Raw genomic sequence first — 20,830 nt, forward strand, 5'->3', positions numbered from 1 at the left:
CGCTATTCCGGGGGCGTCTCCGCCGACGGCGCGTCGACGGCTCCGCCGAACCGCCGGTTGCGGCTCGCGTACAGCTCGATCGCGCGCCACAGGTCGACGCGCGAGAAATCGGGCCAGAGGGTGTCGAGGAAGACCATCTCGGCGTACGCCGACTGCCAGAGCAGGAAGTTCGACGTGCGCTGCTCCCCAGAGCTGCGCACGAACAGGTCGACGTCGGGCAGCTCGGGCACGTAGAGGCGCTTCGAGATGAGCTTCTCCGAGACCGCCGAGGGCCGCAACCGGCCGGCCGCCACGTCGTCGGCGATCGAACGGACGGCGTCGGTGAGCTCGTTCCGGCCGCCGTAGTTGACGCACATCGTGAGCGTGAGCGTGTCGTTGCCCGCGGTCAGGCGTTCGGCGAACTGCAGTTCCTCGATCACCGACTTCCAGAGCCGCGGCTTCCGGCCGGCCCACCGGATGCGCACCCCCCACTCGTTGAGCTGGTCGCGGCGGCGGTGCAGGACGTCGCGGTTGTATCCCATGAGGAATCGGACCTCGTCGGGGCTGCGCTTCCAGTTCTCCGTCGAGAACGCATACACCGAGACGTGCTTCACGCCGATCTGGATCGCACCCGCGACGACGTCGAGCAGCGCCGCCTCCCCCGCCTTGTGCCCCTCGATGCGGGTGAGACCCCGGCGGTTCGCCCATCGCCCGTTGCCGTCCATGACGATCGCGACGTGCTCGGGCACCGCGCCCTTCGGCAGTTCCGGCGGGTAGAGGCCCGTCCAGTCGATCGGGCGGTAGGGCACGGCGTCTTTGTGGGTGTACGGCTTGGGGCTCACTGCGGCGCGGGTTCTCTCGTCGGGTCGGTGGCGGAGTCGGGGGCGGAGTCGGGGGCGGGAACGACGGCGGGCGCCGCCTCGGGCGGGCGCGCGGCATCCCGCGTCACATGCGGGAGCGAACGGAGCCCTCGTTCGAGGTGCCACTGGGTGTACGCGGCGATGATGCCGCTCGCCTGGTTGCGGTCGCGATCGCCTGCCGCCTCGGCGTGCGCCCAGTCGCCCGCGAGGAGCGAGCCCAGCAGGCCGATGGTCGACGGCGCGATGCGGGGCGCGCCGGGCGGTGCGCACTCGTTGCACACCACCCCGCCGAGCTGCACGACGACGGCGGTGTGGTCACCCGCGCGCCCGCACCTGGCGCAGTCCTGGAAGCTCGGCGCCCAGCCGGCGAGGGCGAGCGCGCGCAACAGGTACGAGTCGAGCGTGAGCACCGGCCCGTGCTCGCGCCGGGCGAGCGAGCGCAGCGCGCCGACCAGCAGGAGGTACTGCTGCAGCGACCCCTCCGCCTCGGTGACGCGGTCGGCGGTCTCCACCATCGCGTTCGCGGCGGTGTAGGCGGCGTAGTCCTGGGAGATCTCGGCGCCGTAGGAGCCGAGCGACTCGGCCTGCGTGATCACGTCGAGCGTGCGCCCCTCGTACAGCTGCAGGTCGGCGACCATGAAGGGCTCCAGCCGCGCCCCGAACTTGGAGGCGGTGCGCCGCACGCCTTTCGCCACCGCCCGGATCTTGCCGTGACGCCGGGTGAGGAGCGTGACGATGCGGTCGGCCTCGCCCAGCTTGTGGGTGCGGAGCACGACGGCTTCATCTCGGTAGACCGGCACCCGTCGATTCTCCCACCCCCGCCGGAGCGCCGCGGCAGGAGGAGCGGATGTCGCGCGGGCCGTTCATGCTTCACTGGGTTCGTGGAATCCGCGCAGTTCACCATCCCGCTCTGGCTCGACCTCACGGCCGTCGGCCTCGGCGGCATCCAGGGCGCGCTCTTCGCGTCGGGGTTCCGCGGTGAGCGCCGACTCGACTTCCTCGGCGTGGCGATCATCGGCACACTCGTCGGCCTCGGCGGCGGCCTGATCCGCGACCTGCTGCTCGGGCTGCCGCCCGCGAGCCTGCAGAGCAATTGGTACCTCGTCACGGCGATCGCCGCCTCGCTCCTCGGCATGCTGCTCGCGGCGCCCTTGCAGCGCCTGAACGCCGTGATCGTCGGCCTCGACGCGCTCGTCATCGGACTGTTCGGCGCCTTCGGCACCAGCAAGGCGCTGAGTGTCGGCGTGCCGCTCGTGCCGGCCGTGTTCGTCGGCGTGTGCGCCGCCGTGGGCGGCGGCGTGCTCCGCGACGTCCTGATGAGCCTGCCGGTCTCGATCATGCACGTCGGCTCGCTCTACGCGGTCGCCGCGGCGGCGGGATGCCTCGTCCTCGCGCTGCTCGACCTGTTCCACGTTCCGATCTTCATCGCCGGCATCGTGGGCGTCGCCGTGACGACGGTCATCCGGTGGCTCGCCGTGATCTTCGACGTGTCGCTGCCCGAGCAGCGCATGCTCTACCGGCGGAAGGTCGCGACGGAGACCGGCATGATGCCGGTCATCCGTCGCTGACCCGTTCGCCCGACGTGGCTCAGACCGCGCTGAGCGCCTCGGCCGGGCTCTCCGCCTCCGCGTGCTTCAGCGCCCGGTTGACGGCCGAGACGACCGCCTTCAGCGACGCCGTCGAGATGTCGGCGTCCACGCCGACGCCCCAGAGCGTTCGGCCGCCGACCTGGCACTCGACGTACGCCGCGGCTTGCGCGTCACCGCCGGCCGACAGGGCGTGCTCGCTGTAGTCGAGCACGCGGACGTCGACGCCCTCCGCGGCGAGGATGCCGAGGAAGGCCGCGATCGGCCCGTTGCCGATGCCGTCGGCGTCGACGCGCTCGTCGCCGTCGCGGAGGCCGGCGCGCACGCGCACCTCTCCCGTGAGCTCGCTCTCGGTGCGGAGGCTGAGCAGCTCGAACCGGCCCCACTTGTCGTCGGGGCGGTGCTCCGGTGCGGGGAGATACTCGTCGGTGAAGATCGACCAGATCTCCTCGCTCGTGACCTCGCCGCCCTCGGCGTCGGTCTTGGCCTGCACCACACCCGAGAACTCGATCTGCAGCCGGCGCGGCAGGTCGAGCTTGTGGTCGTTCTTCAGCAGGTACGCGACGCCGCCCTTGCCCGACTGCGAGTTGACCCGGATCACGGCCTCGTAGCTGCGACCGAGGTCTTTCGGGTCGACCGGCAGGTACGGCACGGCCCACTCGAGGTCGTCGACGGCCACGCCCTCAGCGGCGGCACGGGCCTCCATCGCCTCGAAGCCCTTCTTGATGGCGTCCTGGTGAGAACCCGAGAATGCCGTGTAGACGAGGTCGCCCGCCCAGGGGCTGCGCTCGGGCACCGGCAGCTGGTTGCAGTACTCGGCGGTGCGCTTGATCTCGTCGATGTCGGAGAAGTCGATCTGCGGGTCGATGCCCTGCGTGAACAGGTTGATGCCGAGGGCCACCAGGTCGACGTTGCCGGTGCGCTCGCCGTTGCCGAAGAGGCATCCCTCGATGCGGTCCGCGCCGGCGAGGTAGCCGAGCTCGGCCGCCGCGACGGCGGTGCCGCGGTCGTTGTGCGGGTGCAGGGAGAGGATGACGTTCTCGCGGTGGTTCAGGTGCCGGCTCATCCACTCGATGGAGTCGGCGTAGACGTTCGGCGTGGTCATCTCGACCGTGGCCGGCAGGTTGATGATGACCTTGCGCTCGGGCGTCGGCTCGAAGACCTCGAGCACCTGGTTGCAGACGTCGACGGCGAATTCGAGCTCGGTGCCCGTGTAGCTCTCGGGCGAGTACTCGTAGTAGACGGTGGTGCCGGGGACGGTCGCCTCCATCTCGCGGCACTTCCGCGCGCCGTGGAGCGCGATGTCGATGATGCCCTGACGATCGGTGCGGAACACGACCTCGCGCTGCAGCACGCTCGTCGAGTTGTACAGGTGGACGATCGCCTGCTTCGCCCCGCGGATGGACTCGTACGTACGCTCGATCAGGTGGTCGCGCGCCTGCGTCAGCACCTGGATGGTGACGTCGTCGGGGATGGCGCCCTCCTCGATGAGGCTGCGCACGAAATCGAAGTCGGTCTGGCTCGCGCTCGGGAAGCCGACCTCGATCTCCTTGTAGCCCATGCGCACGAGCAGGTCGAACATGATGCGCTTGCGTTCGGGGCTCATCGGGTCGATGAGCGCCTGGTTGCCGTCGCGCAGGTCGACCGCGCACCAGCGCGGTGCGGTGGTGATGCGCTTGGACGGCCACGTGCGATCGGGAAGCTCCACCCGGATCTGCTCATGGAACGGGCGGTACCGGTGCACCGGCATGGCCGACGGCTTCTGGGTGTTCTGCATGACTCGCTCTTCTCGCTTGGTTCGGTTTCAGCCGACGACGAACTCCGCAGCGAGTGAGGCCTTCAGATCTAGGACTCGCTGCGGCAGCTAAGGAGAAGCAGGCCGTGACGCACACGCCAAGGCTAGCACCGTCACCGGCGGTCCCGGAACGGACGATGAGCGGATGCCTCCCCGCGAGGCATCCGCTCATCCGATTCCGCTCCGGGCGGCTCCCCGCGCCCGAGGCGGGGCTCAGTCGGCCGCGAGGGCCACGACCGGGGCCACGCGCATCGCCCGGCGCGCCGGCGCGATCGACGCGACCAGGGTGAGGACGCCCGCCGCGACGGCGAGCACGCCGAACATGACCCACGGGATGCCGGGCAGCACGATGGCGGGCTCCCCCTGCGCTCCGCCGAGCAGCGCCTGCGCGCCAGCCCAGCCGTACACGAAGCCGAGCACGATGCCCGTGAGGGTGGCGGCGACGGTCAGGGCGGCCGCCTCGGCGACGATCATGCCCCGCAGCTGGCGGCGGTCGAACCCGAGGGCGCGCAGCAGCCCGAGCTCCCGCGTGCGCTGCAGCACGCTGAGCGACAGCGTGTTCACCATGCCGATCGCGGCGATGAGCGCGCTGAACCCGATGAGCACGCTGAAGACCGCGACCGTGACGTTCAGCATCTCGTCGATGCCGGCGTAGACCTCCGGCTGCACCTCCTGGGCAGCGAGCAGCAGCTCCCGGTACGACTGCATCGTGACGGCGAACGTGGTCACGAGCGTGACGCCGATCACGAGCCCGATCGTCATCCGCGAGCTCCGCTCGGGGTGGCGCACGGCGTTCTCCGCCGCGAGCCGCGCCGCAGGCGACGGGCCGAGCAGCCGCCCCACGAGCCGGAGCACGGGCGGCATGACCACCTGCGCGGCCAGCACGATGCCGGTGAACGAGAGGATGCCTCCCACCATCGCGACGAGGACGCCGTAGGGCTCGTCGAAGCCCCAGATGATCCCGGCGACGAGCAACGCCGCCCCGACCAGGACGAGCACGAGCGCGGTGGCGTTGCGGCCCCGGCGACTCCCGAGCTCCTCGCGGTCCTGCTCGTGCGAGTTGCCGATCGCCTGGATCGGACGTACGCGCAGCACGCGCCGGGATCCGACCCACGACGCCAGCCAGGTCGTGAGCACGACGGCGATGGCCGGCAGCACCACGGCCGGATTGAGGTAGTCGTACGACGTCTCGGGCATGAGACCGGTGAGCTCCGCGTACCGCTGCAGCCCGAATGCGGCCGCCGTGCCGAGGACCATGCCCGCGACGGCGCCGATGAGTCCGACGAGCAGCCCCTCGCGGGCGATGCGCGCGCGTTCACCGCGTGCACTCGACCCGATGAGCCGCAGCAGCGCGATGAGCCGCGTGCGGCCGGCCACGACCGTCGACACGGTGTTGGCCGTGACGATCGCACTCACGTACACGGCGATCACGACGAACACGCCGGCGACGATGCCCAGCATGAGCGCGACGGTGTCGCTCTCCCCGGTCACATCGTCGGCGCTGATCGCGGCGGCCAGCAGGCCCGTCACGTGCAGCAGCGTCACGCCGAATGTGCCCGCCAGCACGGCGACGAGGAGCGTCGGTAGCTGGTCCTTCAGCCGAGTCTGCATCACGCGGCCCGTTCCATCGAGAGCATGAACGACGAGATCTCCTCCGGCGTCGACCGCGCGGCGTCGCGCACGATCCGCCCGTCGGCGAGGAAGAGGATGCGGTCGGCGTAGCTCGCGGCCACGGGGTCGTGGGTCACCATCGCGATCGACTGGCCCGACGTCGCGCTCGCCGACGCGAGCAGCCCCAGCACCTCGCGCCCGGTGCGCGAGTCGAGGTTGCCGGTCGGCTCGTCGGCGAAGACGAGGTCGGGCCGCGTCGCGAGCGCCCGGGCGATCGCGACGCGCTGCTGCTGACCGCCCGACAGCTCGTGCGGCCGGTGATCCATGCGCGCACGCAGTCCGAGGGTGTCGATGAGCTCGTCGATCCAGACCTGCTCCTCGAGGCTCGGCCGTCGGCCGTCGAGCTCGAACGGCAGCAGCACGTTGCCCCGCACGTCGAGCGTCGGCACGAGGTTGAACGACTGGAAGATGAAGCCGATGCGTCGACGGCGGAGCACGGTCAGGGCGCTGTCGGAGAGCTCGGTGATGTCGGTGTCGCCGAGCCACACCCGGCCCGAGGTCGGCGAGTCGAGCCCCGCCATGATGTGCATGAGGGTCGACTTGCCCGAGCCCGAGGGCCCCATGATCGCGGTGAACTCGCCGCGGCGGAGGCCGAGGGAGACGTCGTCGAGCGCGGTGACCGCGCCGGAGCCCGAGCCGTAGCGCTTCCCGAGGGTGGCGACGCGGGCGATGAGACCGAGGTCGGAGGGTTGGATCTGCATGCCTCCGACGCTACGGACGGCCGCGGGGGCGGGGCATCCGGCGGCGGAAGGGTCTGCCGTCATCCCGGAGGATGACGTCGCGTCAGCCCGGCAGCTCGTGCTCGTATGCGAACACGACGAGCTGCACCCGGTCGCGCAGGCCGAGCTTGGCGAGGATGCGGCTCACGTGCGTCTTCACCGTCGCCTCGCTGAGGAACTCCGACGCCGCGATCTCCGAATTCGACAGGCCCTTCGCCGCGAGGGCGAAGATCTCCCGCTCGCGTGCGGTGAGCTCCGACCAGGCCGCCGGCGCCGGGCGCCGGCCGCTGCCCCGCCCGACATGGGCGAAGAGCTCGCGCGTCGCCGTCGCCGCGATGACGGCGTTGCCCTGGTGGACCGTGCGGATCGCCGCGAGGAGGAAGCCGGGATCGGCGTCCTTCAGCACGAACCCGCTCGCCCCGGCACGGATCGCACGGGCCGCGTTCTCGTCGAGATCGAACGTCGTGAGCACGAGCACGCGCGGGGGCGTGCGACCGGCCCGGTCGGCCTCGGCGAGGATGCGCTCGGTCGCCTGGATGCCGTCGAGGAGCGGCATCCGCACGTCCATCAGCACCACGTCGGGCCTGGCGCGCTCGACGAGCGCGACGGCCTGCATGCCGTCGCCCGCCTCACCGGCGAACTCGAGGTCGGGCTGCGACTCGATGAGCATGCGGACGCCGGCGCGGAACAGCGCCTGATCGTCGACGAGGGCGACGCGGATGCGGGTCATGCGGTCCTTCCGGTGGCGGGGATCCAGGCGACGAGACGGAAGCGTCCGTCGCCGTCGACGTCGGCGGTCAGCGTGCCGCCGGTGAGCTGCGCGCGTTCGCGCATGCCGGGGATGCCGTGGCGGAAGCCGGATGCCTCGGGCGAGGCATCCGCTCGCACGGCGTTCACGATCTCGACGCGGACGCCCGCCTCGCTCCAGCCCAGCTCGACGGTGACGGGCTGCGCGGTGTCGCCGTGACGGAGCGCGTTCGTCAGGCCCTCCTGCACGATCCGGTAGACGGCGATCTGATGTCCGGTGCCGAGTGCGACCCGATCACCCGCCTCGGCGAACCGAACATCGAGGCCCGCGGCGCGCAGCTGGCCGAGCAGCTCGTCGAGGTCGTCGAGCACGGGCTGCGGCGCCCCGCCCTCGGCGTGTCGGAGTTCCGCGAGCAGCAGCCGCACATCCCCCAGGGCGCCCCGCGCCACACCCGCGATCGTGCCGAGCGCCTCCACGGCCGTCTCCGGCTTCGCGGCCGCGGCGAACCGCGCGCCGTCGGCCTGCGCGATCACGACGGCCAGCGAGTGCGCCACGACGTCGTGCATGTCGCGGGCGATGCGGTTGCGCTCCTGCTCGACGACGTAGCGGTACTCCGCGAGCTCGCGCTCACGCGTCGCCACCTCCTCGCGGCGACGGATCTCGCGCGAGTCGCGGACCGCCCGCACGAGCAGTCCCGCAGTCCACGCCAGCACGAGCACCGCGACCGAGGAGATGAACAGGAACAGCAACCCGAACAGCACCCCCGCAAGCCCCGGCTGCGATGTGATCGGCGACCCGCTGTCGAACAGCGGTTTCGCGAGCGCCAGGTAGAGCGAGGCCACCAATGCGCCCACGCCCGCTGAGGCGAGCCCCAGCCACTTCACCAGCCGACCGCCGTGCGCCGCGGTCGAATAGAGCACGCCCAGCACGGCCGCGTCGTAGAGCTGCAGGTCGCGGAGGGCGGCCATCTGGGCGATCGCGGCCGCCCACGCGATGCCCAGCGACCACGCCGGACTCAGCCGGCGCACCGCGAGCGCCGCCGTGAACAGCGCGAGGGCGACGAGGTCGACGGGCGTGCCGAGCAGCGCGAACGGCAGACACACCAGCCCGAACAGGATGGCGAGGACGATATCGGTCGTCAGTCGCCCGCGGCTCAAGGTGGTGCTCACCGAACCACCGTACGCGCCGTCACCGCGCCACGCGGGCGGCGCCGGCCTGAATCATCCTCGGGATGTAGGCGGTCTCCAGGAGGCGGCGGGTTCAGAATCCGAGCCGGCCGAGCTGCTTCGGATCGCGCTGCCAGTCCTTCGCGACCTTCACGTGCAGCGCGAGGTACACCTTGCGCCCCAGCAGGCCCTCGATCTGCGCGCGGGCGGTCGCTCCGACCTCCTTCAGCCGCGACCCGCCCTTGCCGATGATGATGCCCTTCTGGCTGTCGCGCTCCACGAACAGGTTGGCGTACACCTCGACCAGGTCTTTGTCGTCGCGCTCGATGAGGTCGTCGACCGTCACCGCGATCGAGTGCGGCAGCTCGTCGGCCACGCCCTCGAGCGCGGCCTCGCGGATGAACTCCGCGATGCGCTCCTCGACGTCCTCGTCGGTGCGCGCCTCGGCGGGGTACAGCGGCTGGTCGGAGGCCGGCATGAGCGCCAGCAGCTCGTCGACGAGCACGTCGAGCTGCTCGCCGCGCGGGGCCGACACCGGGATGATCGCCGCCCACTCCCTGAGCCCCGAGACCGCGAGGAGCTGCTCGGCGACCTTCGCCTTCGACGTGGCATCCGTCTTGGTGACGATCGCGACCTTCTTCGCGCGCGGATACTGCTCGAGCTGCTCGTTGATGAACCGGTCGCCCGGGCCGATCGCCTCGTTCGCGGGAACGCAGAACGCGATGACGTCCACGTCGCCGAGCGTCGACTGCACGAGCGTGTTGAGCCGCTCGCCGAGGAGCGTCCGCGGCCGGTGCAGTCCCGGCGTGTCCACGAGGATGAGCTGACCGTGCTCGCGGTGCACGATGCCGCGGATCGCCCGCCGGGTCGTCTGCGGCTTCGAGCTCGTGATCGCGACCTTCTCACCCACCAGGGCGTTCGTCAGCGTCGATTTGCCGACGTTCGGCCGGCCGACGAAGGAGACGAACCCCGCCCGGTACTCAGCCATGTGCACGGCTCCCTTCCGCGTCGCCGGCCTCGAAGGCGGTGCGCGCGTCGATGAGCGCCTGGTCGGGCCAGGCGAGGATGGTGGCGATGCGCTTCCGGCGGCCTTCGGTCCGCTCGGCCTCGAGCAGCAGGCCGGACACGGCGACGCGATCGCCCGGCTGCGGCAGCCGGCCGAGCTCCTTCGCGAGCAGGCCGCCCGCCGTGTCGACGTCCTCATCGTCGAGGTCGAGCCCGAAGAGCTCGCCGAGCTCGTCGATGGGCAGGCGGGCGTTGACCCGGTAGCGACCGTCGTCGAGCGGCTCGACCTGCGCCGCCTCCCGGTCGTACTCGTCGGAGATGTCGCCGACGAGCTCCTCGATGAGGTCCTCGAGGGTCACGAGGCCGGCGGTGCCGCCGTACTCGTCGACGACCATGGCCAGGTGGTTCGACTCCAGCTGCATCTGGCGCAGCAGCGCGTCGGCCTTCATGGAATCGGGTACGAAGACCGCGGGCCGCGCGAGGTCGCCGACGGTCAGCTCCTCGGCGTCGAGCGGCCGCTCGAAGCCCAGCCGGGCGAGGTCGCGAAGGTAGAGGATCCCCGTCACGTCGTCCGCGTCGCGGTCGACCACCGGGATGCGCGAGTACCCGGCCTTCAGGAAGACGGCCATCGCCTGCGGCAGGTGCGCGCTCGCGTCGATCGTGATCATGTCGGTGCGGGCGACCATGACCTCGCGTACGACCGTGTCGTTGAACTCGAAGATCGAGTGGATGAGCTCGCGGTCCTCGGGCTCGAGCACCTCGAGCTCGGCGGCCTCGTCGACCATGCTGAGCAGCTGCTCCTCGCTCGAGACGCCCGCGAAGCGGATCCGCCCGGGGGTCACGCGGTTGCCGAGCGCGACGAGCGCGCCGGCGACCGGGCCGAGGATGACGCGGAACAGACGCACCACCGGAGCCGACCAGCGGAGCACGGTGCGGGCGTTCGCCCGGCCCACGCTCCTCGGGCTCGCGCCGACGAGGACGAACGAGACACCGGTCATGATGAGGGCCGACCAGAGCAGCACGAACCACACGTTGTCGATGAACATCGCGAACGCGAGGGTCACGAGCACCGCGGCGGTCGTCTCGGCGAGGATGCGCACGAAGTTGACCGCGTTGACGTGCGGGCCCGGGTCTTCTGCGATCGCGAGGAGCGAGCGCCGCGCCCGGGAGACGAGGGCGAGATCGGTGACATCGGCGCGAGACAGCACGCCGAGCGCGGAGTCAACGGCGGCCATCAGGCCGCCGAGCGCGACGAGGGCGAAGGCGGCGAAGAGGAAGAGCCAGGGTTGCATCGTCAGCGACGGCGCTCCTGCATCGCGAACCCGACGAGGATGTCGCGCTGGATCGAGAACATCTCCTTCTCCTCGTCGGGTTCGGCGTGGTCGAACCCCAACAGGTGGAGGATGCCGTGCGCGGTGAGCAGCTGCAGCTCGTCGAGGAGCGTGTGGCCGGCCTGCTTCGCCTGCGACTCCGCGACCTGCGGGCAGAGCACGACGTCGCCGAGGAGGCCCGCCGGCGCGGGCTGGTCTTCGGTGCCGGGCCGAAGCTCGTCCATGGGGAAGCTCAGCACGTCGGTCGGCCCCGGCTCGTCCATCCACTGCACGTGCAGCTGCTCCATCGCGCCCTCGTCGACGAGCAGGATGGCCAGCTCGGCGTCGCGATGCACGTGCATCGCGTCGAGCGCGTACACGGCGAGCCGCTGCAGGGCCGCCTCGTCGACGTCGACGTTCGACTCGTTGGTGATCTCGATGCTCATCTGCGGGAGCGCTCCGTCCGGATCTCGGGCTGGGTCACTTCTTGGCGCGCGGCGGCTGGTGGTCGCGCGGCGCCCGTCCGCGGCGCTCGGCGCGGTTCGCGAACTCGCGCGCCTGGTCGCGCTCGAACCGCTGCGCCTGCTGCCGCTGGTCGTACTCGGTGTAGGCGTCGACGATGCGGCCCACGAGGGTGTGCCGCACCACGTCGTCGCTCGTCAGCCTGGCGAAGTGGATGTCGTCGATACCGTCGAGGATGCGGGTGACGAGCCGGAGACCCGAAGCCCCGCCCGGGAGGTCGACCTGCGTGATGTCGCCCGTCACGACCATCTTCGAGCCGAATCCGAGGCGGGTGAGGAACATCTTCATCTGCTCCGGTGTGGTGTTCTGCGCCTCATCGAGCACGACGAACGAGTCGTTCAGCGTGCGGCCTCGCATGTACGCGAGCGGAGCGACCTCGACCGTGCCCGAGGCGAGCAGCTTCGGCACGAGCTCGGGGTCCATCATCTCGTTGAGCGCGTCGTAGAGCGGTCGCAGGTAGGGGTCGATCTTGTCGGTCAGCGTGCCGGGCAGGAAGCCGAGCCGCTCCCCCGCCTCGACGGCCGGACGGGTCAGGATGATCCGGCTGACCTCCTTGCGCTGCAACGCCTGCACGGCCTTGGCCATCGCGAGGTAGGTCTTGCCGGTGCCGGCGGGACCAATGCCGAACACGATGGTGTGCTCGTCGATCGCGTCGACGTACTGCCGCTGGCCCTCCGTCTTCGGGCGGATGGACTTGCCGCGGCTTGCGACGATGACCTGTCCGAGCAGCTCGGACGGGCGGGAGCCCGGATCGGCGTCGAGCATTCTCGCTGAGCTCCTGACTTCGGTGGGAGTGGGGTCCTGCCCCTGGCGGACGAGCTCGAGGAGCTCTTCGATGAGGCGGCGGACCCGGAGACGCTGCTCCCCGTCGCCGCGGATCGCGATCTCGTTGCCCCGCACGTGGACGGTCACATCGGGGTACTCGCGCTGGATGCTCGCGAGGAGGCGATCCTGCGGGCCGAGCAGGCGGACCATCGCGATGCCGTCGATGGCGAGGCGCTCCTCGTCGGATGCGGCGCCGGCCTCGCCGGCGCCGACGGGCAGGTCGCGATCACCCACCGGCGAGGGTGCCTTCCTCGAGGCCGCCGGCGAGCACGTGCGCGTGCACGTGGAAGACGGTCTGCCCGGCGCTCGCGCCGGTGTTGAACACCAGGCGGAACTCGCCGTCCGCGAGGTCGGCGGCGACGCCGCGCGCGACGTCGACGAGTTCGGCGAGCAGCGCCGGGTCGCCGGCCGCCAACTCCACCACATCGCGGTAGTCGCCCGCCCTCGGCGTGACGACCACATGCACGGGCGCCTGCGGTGCGATGTCGTGGAAGGCGATCACCCGGTCGGTCTCCGCGACGATCCGCGCGGGGATCTCACCCGCCGCGATGCGCTCGAAGACGGTCGGTTCGCGGGTCTCGCTCATCCCACCATCGTAGCGACGGATGGCTCACCACCGCCCGATCGCGGCCGAGATCACGGCGATCGCCGCCGGCCCCGCCGTCGAGGTGCGCAGCACGGATGCCCCCAGCCTGACGGCCTCGGCGCCCGCGGCTCCGAGACGCTGCAGCTCGTCGGGAGCGATTCCGCCCTCGGGCCCGACGACGAGCGCGAGGTCGCGTCCGTCGAACACGAGGTCGGTGAGGGCGACGGGCGCCGACGGCTCGAGCACGAGCACCCGGGTGCCCTGCAGGCGCTGTGCGAGGCCGGACGTGGGGGTAACCGGCTCGACGACCGGCTGCCACGCGCGGATCGACTGCTTGGTGGCCTCCCGCACGATGCTCGCCCAGCGCTGGCGGCCCTTCTCGGCCTTCGGGCCGTCCCACCGGGAGACCGACCTCGCTGCCGCCCACGGCACGATGCGATCGACGCCGAGCTCCGTCGCGGCCTGCACCGCGAGCTCGTCCCGGTCTCCCTTGGCGAGGGCCTGCACCAACGTCAGCGAGCGGTCGGGGCGTTCCTCGACCACCACTTCGCCGACCTCGACCACGAGCTCACGCGGGCCGGTCGCGGCGACCGCTCCGCGCACGATCGTGCCCCGCCCATCGCCGATCGCGAGCCGCTCGCCCACCCGGACGCGGGCGACCGTCACCGCGTGCCTGGCCTCGTCACCGGTCAGCTCGAACCGGTCGCCGGGGCCGAGCCCCGCGAGCTCGGCGGACTCGGCGAGGTAGAGGCTGCTCATTGGGCCCGCTCCGGTCGAGGCATCCGCTCGCCCGTCACCCGAGGAACCGGTCGCGGAGCTTCGCGAACAGGCCCTGCTGGAAGTGGCTGAGCTCGGGCTTGTGCGGCTTCCTGGCCGCGGCGAGCTGCTCGACGAGCGCCCGCTCCTTGCCCGAGAGCTTCGTGGGCGTGACCACCTGCACGCCGATCCTGAGGTCGCCGCGCCCGGAGCCGCGGAGCTTGGTGACGCCGCGGTCCTTGACGGTGAGAATCTCGCCCGACTGGGTGCCGGCCTTCAGCTCGACCTCCACGTCGCCGTCGAGCGCCGGGATCGTGGCGGTGGTGCCGAGGATCGCGTCGGTCATCGCGACCTCGAGGGTCGCCAGCAGGTCGTCGCCGTTGCGACTGAAGACGTCGTGCGTGCGCACCTTGATCTCGAGGTAGAGGTCGCCGTTCGGGCCTCCCGCGGGGCCGGCCTCGCCCGAGCCCGGCATCTGCAGGCGCACGCCGGTGTCGACGCCGGCGGGGATGTCGACGGGCACCGTGCGGCGCGCCCGCACCCGACCCTGCCCCTGGCAGGTGGCGCAGGGCGTCGCGATGACCGTGCCGTAGCCGCGGCACGTGCCGCACGGGCTCGAGGTCATCACGTTGCCGAGGAGCGAGCGCACCGAGCGCTGGATCGAGCCCGTGCCGTGGCAGATGTCGCACGTGATGGGCGAGGTACCGGGCTGGCAGCACGAGCCGTGGCACGTCTCGCAGACCACGGCCGTGTCGACCTCGAGGTCGCGGTGCGTGCCGAAGATGACCTCGTCGAGGCCGACCTCGACCCGGATCAGGGCGTCCTGGCCGCGCTCGCGGCGCGACCGGGGCCCGCGGGTCTGCTGGCCGGCGCCGAAGAACGTCTCGAAGATGTCGCCGAAGCCGCCGAAGCCCTGGCCGCCGAAGCCGCCCTGGCCGCCGCCGAGGTCGTACTGCTCGCGCTGGCGCGGGTCTGAGAGCACATCGTACGCGTGCGTGACCTCTTTGAAGCGCTCGGATGCCTCCGCCCCGGGGTTCACGTCGGGGTGCAGCTCGCGGGCGAGACGGCGGTACGCCTTCTTGATCTCATCGGGGGTGGCGTCGCGCGAGACGCCGAGGACCTCGTAGTGGTCGGCCACGGAGGGCGGTTCCTTTCGATCGTGGTGCAGGCGGGCGCGCGGCCCGCCGCGGGTCAGTGCTCGCCGAGCGTGCGCGAGAGGTACCGGGCGACCGCCCGGACCGCGGCCATGCTGGCGGTGTAATCCATGCGGGTGGGGCCGACGATGCCGAGCCGGGAGACGTCCCGGCCGGCGACCGAGAACGCACTCGAGACGACGGAGGCCTCCGCGAGCCCGAACGGCGCGTTCTCGCGCCCGATGCGCACGGCCACGCCGTGCGGGTCGGCGGCCATCTCGCCGAACAGGCGCAGGAGCACGACCTGCTCCTCGATGGCCTCGATGACGCCCAGGATGGAGCCCGAGAAGTCCTGCTCGGTGCGGACGAGGTTCGCGGCGCCGGCGACGACGAGCCGGTCGCCGCGCTGCGCTCGCGCCTGGTCGGCGAGGGTCGCCGCGAGCATGTGGAGCACGGCGGCGTGACGCGGGTCGGCGCCCGCGATCTCGCCGGAGAGCGCGGCTGAGGCATCCGCCATCGTCAGCCCGTCGGCGACCTCGTTGAGGCGCACGCGGAGCGAGGCGAGCGTCTCCTCGTCGACCTCGTCGCCGAGGTCGACGAGCCGCTGCTCGACCTGACCCGAGTCGGTGATCAGGATGCACATCACGCGCGTCGGCGAGAGGTGCACGAGTTCGACGTGGCGGACGCGGGAGCTCGCGAAGCTCGGCACCTGCACGATGGCGAGCTGGTTGGTGAGCTGGGCGATGAGCCTTACCGTGCGCGAGAGGAGCTCGTCGAGGTCGCCGGCCTCGCCGAGGAAGGTCTCGATCGCGTGCCGTTGCGCCGGGGTCAGGGGCCGGACGTCGGTCAGCTGGTCGACGAAGACGCGGTATCCCTTGTCGGTCGGGATGCGCCCCGAGGAGGTGTGCGGCGCGGCGATGAGCTCCTCCTCTTCGAGGAGGGCCATGTCGTTGCGGATCGTCGCGGCGGACACCCCGAAGGAGTGGCGCTCGACGATCGACTTCGAGCCGACGGGCTCGCGGGAGGCGACATAGTCCTGCACGATCGCACGCAGCACCGCGAGTCCGCGTTCCGAGACCATCGACCCTCGCCCTCCCGTTCTTAGCACTCCGTTCGCCTGAGTGCTAATGATACCGCGACATTCCGGGACTCCGCCGTTGCCGGGCGTCCCGCCGCGACGCTACCGTATGCAGGTCCGCGACTCCCCCGTCCCCACGCGGACGCCGCGCGCATCGCGGCACCATCCCTCCCGTCCGAAAGGCAGCCCATGACCGACCCCGACGCGTCGAACCCCGGCGCGAACGTCCCCCCGACGCCGCCCTCGGCGCCGGCCCCGCAGCCGGCGCACCCCGCGGAGCCGCTGACCCCCGCCCAGGACAAGCAGTGGGCGATGTTCGCCCACCTCGGCGGCGTGCTCATCATCCTCGGCGGGCTGAGCGGCTGGGCCGGTCTCCTCGCCGTCCTGCCGGCGCTCATCATCTTCCTCGCGCTCGGCAAGCGCGGTGCGCTCACCCGGCAGGAGTCGAAGGAGGCGCTGAACTTCCAGATCACGGTGGTGGCCGCGCTCCTCGTCTGGACCATCCTGTCCGCGATCATCCTCGGCATCGTGTTCGCCGCCGCGCTCGGCCTCGGCTCGTTCGCGGCGTTCGCCGGCCTGAGCTTCGTGTTCGGGCTCGTGGCCTGGGCGATCGTCGTCGCCGACGTGGTCTTCTCGATCATCGCCGCGGTCCGCGTGAACGCCGGCGGCAGCTACCGGTACCCCTTCGCCATCCGCCTCGTCAAGTAGGCGGGCGGCACCGGCGCGCCGGGGCGGGTCTTCCGCCCCGGCGCGCTCGTCTGAGAACATGGCGACGACCCGCGAATGACGGGCACGAAGAAGGAGCCTCCATGTCCGACCAAACGCCTCCCACGCCGCCGACCCCTCCGGGGCCGCCGACGCCTCCCCCGCCCGCCAGCCCGTACCAGCAGAGCCAGCCGCTCAGCCCGGCCGACGAGAAGCTCTGGGCGACGCTGATCCACATCGGCGGCGCGCTCTTCAACTTCCTGCCGGCGCTCATCGGCTACCTCGTCCTGAAGGACAAGGGCCCCTTCATCCGGGCGCACACCGCCACCGCGCTGAACTTCCAGCTGACCGTGCTCATCGCGTACATCGCGAGCTACGTGCTCATGCTGGTGTTCATCGGGTTCATCCTGTTCCCGATCGTCTGGGTCGTGAACATCGTGTTCTCGATCATCGCCGCGGTGAAGGCGAACCAGGGCCAGCCCTACACCTACCCGCTCGCGATCAAGTTCGTGAGCTGAGCTCCGAACCCTCCAGCAGACGCCGCACGACGGCGTCGGCCAGCAACCGCCCTCGCCGGGTGAGCACCAGCTTCCCGGCGAGGGCGGTTCTCGCGTCTGCGAGGCCGTCGGCGATGAGCCCAGCCACCGCCTGCCGACCCGCGGCGGGCAGGGTCCGGAGGTCGAGCCCGTCCCGGATGCGCGAGCTGAGCAGCACGCGCTCCGTCGCCCGGGTCTCGGCATCGAGCGTCTCCCGCCCCACGGCCGGAGACACGCCGGCAGCGAGGCGCTCGGCGTACGCCGCCGGATGCTTCGCGTTCCACCACCGCACCCCGCCGACGTGGCTGTGCGCACCGGGCCCGACGCCCCACCAGTCGTCGCCTCGCCAGTAGCCGAGGTTGTGACGCGAGCGATGCCCGGCGCCGGCCGCCCAGTTGCTGACTTCGTACCACTCGTAGCCGGCCGCTGCGAGCAGGTCGTCGGCGAGCTCGTACATGTCGGCCTCGAGGTCGTCGGACGGCTCGGCCACCTCGCCGCGCCGGATCTGCCGGGCGAGCTTCGTACCGTCTTCCACGATGAGGGCGTACGCGCTCACATGGTCGGGTCGCTCGTCAATCACCGCGTCCACGCTCCGGCGCCAATCGTCGAGCGACTCCCCCGGCGTACCGTAGATCAGGTCGAGACTCACGTCGAGGCCCGCCTCGCGGGCCCAGCGCACCACGAGCGGCACGCGCGCCGGATCGTGGGTGCGGTCGAGCGTCGCGAGCACGTGCGGCACTGCCGACTGCATGCCGAAGGAGACGCGCGTGAACCCCGCGTCGGCGAGTCGTGCGAGGTCGTCGCGGCCCACCGAATCGGGGTTCGCCTCGGTCGTCACCTCGGCGCCGTCTGCGAGTCCGAACTCGGTGCGGACCGCGCGCAGCATCGCGATCAGATCGTCGGCGGGCAGGAGCGTCGGCGTGCCGCCGCCGAAGAAGACGGTGGATGCCTCGCGCCCCGGCACGCCCGAGGCCTCGAGCACCTCACGTGCGAAGCGGATCTCCGACGCGGCCTGCGCCGCGTAGTCCGACTGGCGCACGCCCCGCAGTTCGTTCGCCGTGTAGGTGTTGAAGTCGCAGTACCCGCAGCGCACCCGGCAGAAGGGCACGTGCACGTACACGCCGAACGCGCGCTCGACAGCCTGCTCGGCCGCGGTCGGCGGAAGGAGACCGTCGGCGGGTGCCGGGTCGCCGAGCGGGAGGGCTCCGGCCACGGTCAGCTCGGGAACGCGGGATGCAGGGCCCGCAGCTGGCGCTTGACCAGCTCGCGCCGACGACGGCGCTGCGCCGGAGCGAACAGCCGCCGGATCCCGCCGGCCGGCTCGAGGATCGAGCGGACCGTGAGCCAGACCGTGTCGTCGTCGCGGCGCTCGAGGATGAAGGACTCCTCACCGTGCTCCGGGGCGGGCCCGGCCGTGCCGTACGCGAAGCCGATGCGGTCGGGGTCGTCGACGACGTACACCACGAGCACGGGGATCGAACGCGCGCGGAACCGGCCCCGGCGAACCAGCGTCGCCGTCATGCCCGCGGTGAGGTAGGGGGTGCCGTCGGCCGCGAAGCGCTGCTCGGTGCGCGGCGCCGGCTGCTCGGCGAGCGGCGCCCCGTCGGCGTCGTACGCGACACCGGTGTACTGGGCGCCCGTGCCGGGCGAGGCATCCGTCACCTCGAAGCCGGACCCCTGCTGCACGCCCCAGGTCATCAGCGCATCGGCGGCCCGCTCGAAGCGTTCCCGGCCCGAGCCGAGCTTCACGGAATCCTCCGCCGGGCGGAATCCGGCGGGCGGGTAGCGCAGGAAGTCGGGGTCGAGGGTCGCGCCGATGGCGCCGTACGTGACGGACTGATCGGTGAAGGTACTGCGACGAGACATCCGGGACAGCCTACTTCTTGCCGTCCTTCTTCCCCTCGGTCTCTCCTGAGAGCGCGGCGATGAACGCCTCCTGGGGCACCTCGACGCGGCCGACCATCTTCATCCGCTTCTTGCCCTCCTTCTGCTTCTCGAGGAGCTTCCGCTTGCGGGTGATGTCGCCGCCGTAGCACTTCGCGAGGACGTCCTTGCGCATCGCACGGATCGACTCGCGCGCGATGATCCGGGCCCCGATGGCGGCCTGGATGGGCACCTCGAACTGCTGGCGCGGGATGAGCTCGCGGAGCCGGCCCGTCATGAGGACGCCGTACGCGTACGCCTTCTCGCGGTGGACGATCGCGCTGAACGCGTCGACCTGCTCGCCCTGCAGCAGGATGTCGACCTTCACGAGGTCGGCCGCCTGGTCGCCCGCGGGCTCGTAGTCGAGGCTCGCGTACCCGGCCGTCTTCGACTTCAGCTGGTCGAAGAAGTCGAACACGATCTCGCCGAGCGGCATGTGGTACCGGATCTCGACGCGGTCCTCGCCGAGGTAGTCCATGCCGAGCAGGGTGCCGCGACGCGACTGGCAGAGCTCCATGATGGTGCCCACGTAGTCCTTCGGGGCGAGGATCGCGGCCTTCACGATGGGCTCGCGGACCTCGGCGATCTTGCCGCCCGTGGGGAATTCGCTCGGGTTGGTGACCGTGACCGTCTTCTTGTCCTCGGTGGTCACCTCGTACACCACGCTCGGCGCCGTGGCGATGATGTCGAGGCCGAACTCGCGGCGCAGCCGCTCGGTCACGATCTCGAGGTGCAGCAGGCCGAGGAAGCCGGCGCGGAACCCGAAGCCGAGGGCCACCGAGGTCTCGGGCTCGTACACCAGCGCGGCATCCGACAGCTTCAGCTTGTCGAGCGCCTCGCGGAGCTCGGGGTAGTCGCTGCCGTCGATCGGGTACAGACCCGAGAACACCATCGGCAGCGGCTCGGTGTAGCCCGCGAGCGCCTCGGCGGCCGGCTTCACCGCGGTCGTCACGGTGTCGCCGACCTTCGACTGACGGACATCCTTCACGCCCGTGATGAGGTAGCCGACCTCGCCCACTCCGAGGCCCTTCGTGGGCGTCGGCTCGGGTGCGCTCACGCCGATCTCGAGGATCTCGTGGGTCGCCTTCGTCGACATCATCTGGATCCGCTCGCGCGGATTCAGCTTGCCGTCGACCATGCGGACGTAGGTGACGACGCCGCGGTACGGGTCGTAGACCGAGTCGAAGATCATCGCCCGGGCTGCGGCATCGGCATCGCCGACGGGCGCCGGGATGCGCTCGACGACCCGGTCGAGCAGCTCCTCGACGCCGACGCCCGTCTTGCCGGAGACCCGCATCACGTCGTCGGGCGAGCCGCCGATGAGGTCGGCGAGCTCCCGCGCGTACTTCTCGGGCTCGGCGGCGGGCAGATCGATCTTGTTCAGCACCGGGATGATCTCGAGGTCGTTCTCCAGCGCGAGGTACAGGTTCGCGAGCGTCTGGGCCTCGATGCCCTGCGCGGCGTCGACGAGGAGGATGGCGCCCTCGCATGCGGCGAGCGAACGCGACACCTCGTAGCTGAAGTCGACGTGACCGGGCGTGTCGATCATGTTCAGGGCGTACCCGGTGCCGTCGACCTGCCACGGCATGCGGACCGCCTGGCTCTTGATGGTGATCCCGCGCTCGCGCTCGATGTCCATCCGGTCGAGATACTGCGCGCGCATGTCGCGGTCGCTGACGATGCCCGTGATCTGGAGCATGCGGTCGGCGAGCGTCGACTTGCCGTGGTCGATGTGCGCGATGATGCAGAAGTTGCGGATCAGCGCGGGGTCGGTGGCGGCTGGCACCGGCGGGTTGGCGGCTCTCGGAGACATCCCGACGATTCTCCCATGATCCGGCGCGCCGCCCGCGCCGCCCGCGGTTCCGGCGCCGCGGCGGTCGCGGCCCGCACCCCCGCTCCCACCTTCGATGGATGCCCCGGCCGAGGC

General features: G+C 71.3%; 21 protein-coding genes. 3 read left to right on the plus strand and 18 right to left on the minus strand.

Annotated elements, in window-relative coordinates:
- Window positions 1-2: 2 nt before the first annotated feature.
- Together ABIQ69_RS09100 and recO are read right to left on the minus strand one after the other, a co-directional pair.
- Window positions 3-821 (minus strand): isoprenyl transferase, encoded by an 819-nt coding sequence (locus ABIQ69_RS09100; RefSeq protein WP_350346804.1) that lies wholly within the window; start codon window positions 819-821, stop codon window positions 3-5.
- Entirely contained in the window at window positions 818-1,639 is an 822-nt protein-coding gene (gene recO / locus ABIQ69_RS09105) for a DNA repair protein RecO (protein ID WP_350346805.1), read from the minus strand. The genes ABIQ69_RS09100 and recO overlap by 4 nt, the downstream gene beginning before the upstream one ends.
- 81 nt (window positions 1,640-1,720) lie before the next feature.
- Between recO and ABIQ69_RS09110 the strand changes: the two genes are divergently transcribed.
- Complete coding sequence (locus ABIQ69_RS09110; protein WP_350346806.1) at window positions 1,721-2,407, plus strand: TRIC cation channel family protein; 687 nt, start codon at window positions 1,721-1,723, stop codon at window positions 2,405-2,407.
- A gap of 19 nt (window positions 2,408-2,426) precedes the next feature.
- On the opposite strand, the gene leuA is transcribed toward ABIQ69_RS09110, so the two are convergent.
- The 13 genes from leuA to hrcA form a co-directional block, all read right to left on the minus strand.
- Complete coding sequence (gene leuA / locus ABIQ69_RS09115; protein WP_350346807.1) at window positions 2,427-4,202, minus strand: 2-isopropylmalate synthase; 1,776 nt, start codon at window positions 4,200-4,202, stop codon at window positions 2,427-2,429.
- 231 nt (window positions 4,203-4,433) lie between these two features.
- Entirely contained in the window at window positions 4,434-5,831 is a 1,398-nt protein-coding gene (locus ABIQ69_RS09120) for an FtsX-like permease family protein (RefSeq protein WP_350346808.1), read from the minus strand.
- On the minus strand, window positions 5,831-6,592 hold the full coding sequence (locus tag ABIQ69_RS09125) for an ABC transporter ATP-binding protein (protein WP_350346809.1): 762 nt from the start codon (window positions 6,590-6,592) through the stop codon (window positions 5,831-5,833). Before ABIQ69_RS09125 ends, ABIQ69_RS09120 begins: the two co-directional genes overlap by 1 nt.
- An 82-nt stretch (window positions 6,593-6,674) precedes the next feature.
- Complete coding sequence (locus ABIQ69_RS09130) at window positions 6,675-7,340, minus strand: response regulator transcription factor (protein ID WP_350346810.1); 666 nt, start codon at window positions 7,338-7,340, stop codon at window positions 6,675-6,677.
- Window positions 7,337-8,527, minus strand: a complete 1,191-nt coding sequence (locus ABIQ69_RS09135) for a histidine kinase (RefSeq protein ID WP_350346811.1) — start codon at window positions 8,525-8,527, stop codon at window positions 7,337-7,339. The genes ABIQ69_RS09130 and ABIQ69_RS09135 overlap by 4 nt, the downstream gene beginning before the upstream one ends.
- Before the next feature lie 91 nt (window positions 8,528-8,618).
- Entirely contained in the window at window positions 8,619-9,512 is an 894-nt protein-coding gene (era, locus tag ABIQ69_RS09140; protein WP_350346812.1) for a GTPase Era, read from the minus strand.
- A complete protein-coding gene (locus ABIQ69_RS09145) occupies window positions 9,505-10,821 on the minus strand; it encodes a hemolysin family protein (RefSeq protein WP_350346813.1) in 1,317 nt (438 codons plus the stop codon). The genes era and ABIQ69_RS09145 overlap by 8 nt, the downstream gene beginning before the upstream one ends.
- Before the next feature lie 2 nt (window positions 10,822-10,823).
- Complete coding sequence (ybeY, locus tag ABIQ69_RS09150; protein ID WP_350346814.1) at window positions 10,824-11,285, minus strand: rRNA maturation RNase YbeY; 462 nt, start codon at window positions 11,283-11,285, stop codon at window positions 10,824-10,826.
- Between the two features lie 34 nt (window positions 11,286-11,319).
- Window positions 11,320-12,336, minus strand: coding sequence for a PhoH family protein (locus ABIQ69_RS09155; RefSeq protein ID WP_350349996.1), 1,017 nt, complete (start codon window positions 12,334-12,336; stop codon window positions 11,320-11,322).
- Window positions 12,337-12,412: 76 nt separating this feature from the next.
- Window positions 12,413-12,772, minus strand: a complete 360-nt coding sequence (locus ABIQ69_RS09160; protein WP_350346815.1) for an HIT domain-containing protein — start codon at window positions 12,770-12,772, stop codon at window positions 12,413-12,415.
- A 24-nt stretch (window positions 12,773-12,796) separates the two neighbouring features.
- Window positions 12,797-13,531, minus strand: a complete 735-nt coding sequence (locus ABIQ69_RS09165; RefSeq protein WP_350346816.1) for a 16S rRNA (uracil(1498)-N(3))-methyltransferase — start codon at window positions 13,529-13,531, stop codon at window positions 12,797-12,799.
- Window positions 13,532-13,565: 34 nt separating this feature from the next.
- A complete protein-coding gene (gene dnaJ / locus ABIQ69_RS09170) occupies window positions 13,566-14,666 on the minus strand; it encodes a molecular chaperone DnaJ (RefSeq protein WP_350346817.1) in 1,101 nt (366 codons plus the stop codon).
- A 53-nt stretch (window positions 14,667-14,719) separates the two neighbouring features.
- Window positions 14,720-15,742, minus strand: a complete 1,023-nt coding sequence (gene hrcA / locus ABIQ69_RS09175) for a heat-inducible transcriptional repressor HrcA (protein WP_350346818.1) — start codon at window positions 15,740-15,742, stop codon at window positions 14,720-14,722.
- Between the two features lie 186 nt (window positions 15,743-15,928).
- Here hrcA and ABIQ69_RS09180 point away from each other — a divergent pair, with 186 nt between their 5' ends.
- Window positions 15,929-16,447: a DUF4870 domain-containing protein gene (locus tag ABIQ69_RS09180; RefSeq protein WP_350346819.1), complete on the plus strand. Its 519-nt coding sequence runs from the start codon at window positions 15,929-15,931 to the stop codon at window positions 16,445-16,447.
- 101 nt (window positions 16,448-16,548) lie between these two features.
- Window positions 16,549-16,962 (plus strand): DUF4870 domain-containing protein, encoded by a 414-nt coding sequence (locus tag ABIQ69_RS09185; protein WP_350346820.1) that lies wholly within the window; start codon window positions 16,549-16,551, stop codon window positions 16,960-16,962.
- On the opposite strand, the gene hemW is transcribed toward ABIQ69_RS09185, so the two are convergent.
- From hemW to lepA, 3 genes are read right to left on the minus strand one after another with little or no spacing between them, the layout of a single operon-like run.
- The gene (gene hemW / locus ABIQ69_RS09190; protein ID WP_350346821.1) at window positions 16,946-18,193 is read right to left on the minus strand and encodes a radical SAM family heme chaperone HemW; all 1,248 of its coding nucleotides are present in this window, start codon (window positions 18,191-18,193) and stop codon (window positions 16,946-16,948) included. The two genes, ABIQ69_RS09185 and hemW, sit on opposite strands and share 17 nt — an antisense overlap.
- A 2-nt stretch (window positions 18,194-18,195) precedes the next feature.
- Complete coding sequence (locus ABIQ69_RS09195; RefSeq protein ID WP_350346822.1) at window positions 18,196-18,846, minus strand: DUF1990 family protein; 651 nt, start codon at window positions 18,844-18,846, stop codon at window positions 18,196-18,198.
- Window positions 18,847-18,856: 10 nt separating this feature from the next.
- Window positions 18,857-20,716, minus strand: coding sequence for a translation elongation factor 4 (gene lepA / locus ABIQ69_RS09200; RefSeq protein WP_350346823.1), 1,860 nt, complete (start codon window positions 20,714-20,716; stop codon window positions 18,857-18,859).
- Window positions 20,717-20,830: the final 114 nt, after the last annotated feature.

The sequence above is a fragment of the Agromyces sp. G08B096 genome (assembly GCF_040267705.1).
Lineage (GTDB): Bacteria > Actinomycetota > Actinomycetes > Actinomycetales > Microbacteriaceae > Agromyces.

Bases quoted from the DNA above. Each gene is read 5' to 3' on its own strand.
- ABIQ69_RS09165 (WP_350346816.1), bottom strand. From the start codon at position 13,531: ATGAGCAGCCTCTACCTCGCCGAGTCCGCCGAGCTCGCGGGGCTCGGC.
- ABIQ69_RS09155 (WP_350349996.1), bottom strand. From the start codon at position 12,336: ATGGTCCGCCTGCTCGGCCCGCAGGATCGCCTCCTCGCGAGCATCCAG.
- ybeY (WP_350346814.1), bottom strand. From the start codon at position 11,285: ATGAGCATCGAGATCACCAACGAGTCGAACGTCGACGTCGACGAGGCG.
- hrcA (WP_350346818.1), bottom strand. From the start codon at position 15,742: ATGGTCTCGGAACGCGGACTCGCGGTGCTGCGTGCGATCGTGCAGGAC.
- ABIQ69_RS09195 (WP_350346822.1), bottom strand. From the start codon at position 18,846: ATGTCTCGTCGCAGTACCTTCACCGATCAGTCCGTCACGTACGGCGCC.
- ABIQ69_RS09145 (WP_350346813.1), bottom strand. From the start codon at position 10,821: ATGCAACCCTGGCTCTTCCTCTTCGCCGCCTTCGCCCTCGTCGCGCTC.
- ABIQ69_RS09160 (WP_350346815.1), bottom strand. From the start codon at position 12,772: ATGAGCGAGACCCGCGAACCGACCGTCTTCGAGCGCATCGCGGCGGGT.
- ABIQ69_RS09180 (WP_350346819.1), top strand. From the start codon at position 15,929: ATGACCGACCCCGACGCGTCGAACCCCGGCGCGAACGTCCCCCCGACG.
- ABIQ69_RS09130 (WP_350346810.1), bottom strand. From the start codon at position 7,340: ATGACCCGCATCCGCGTCGCCCTCGTCGACGATCAGGCGCTGTTCCGC.
- leuA (WP_350346807.1), bottom strand. From the start codon at position 4,202: ATGCAGAACACCCAGAAGCCGTCGGCCATGCCGGTGCACCGGTACCGC.
- era (WP_350346812.1), bottom strand. From the start codon at position 9,512: ATGGCTGAGTACCGGGCGGGGTTCGTCTCCTTCGTCGGCCGGCCGAAC.
- ABIQ69_RS09185 (WP_350346820.1), top strand. From the start codon at position 16,549: ATGTCCGACCAAACGCCTCCCACGCCGCCGACCCCTCCGGGGCCGCCG.
- lepA (WP_350346823.1), bottom strand. From the start codon at position 20,716: ATGTCTCCGAGAGCCGCCAACCCGCCGGTGCCAGCCGCCACCGACCCC.
- ABIQ69_RS09120 (WP_350346808.1), bottom strand. From the start codon at position 5,831: ATGCAGACTCGGCTGAAGGACCAGCTACCGACGCTCCTCGTCGCCGTG.
- ABIQ69_RS09125 (WP_350346809.1), bottom strand. From the start codon at position 6,592: ATGCAGATCCAACCCTCCGACCTCGGTCTCATCGCCCGCGTCGCCACC.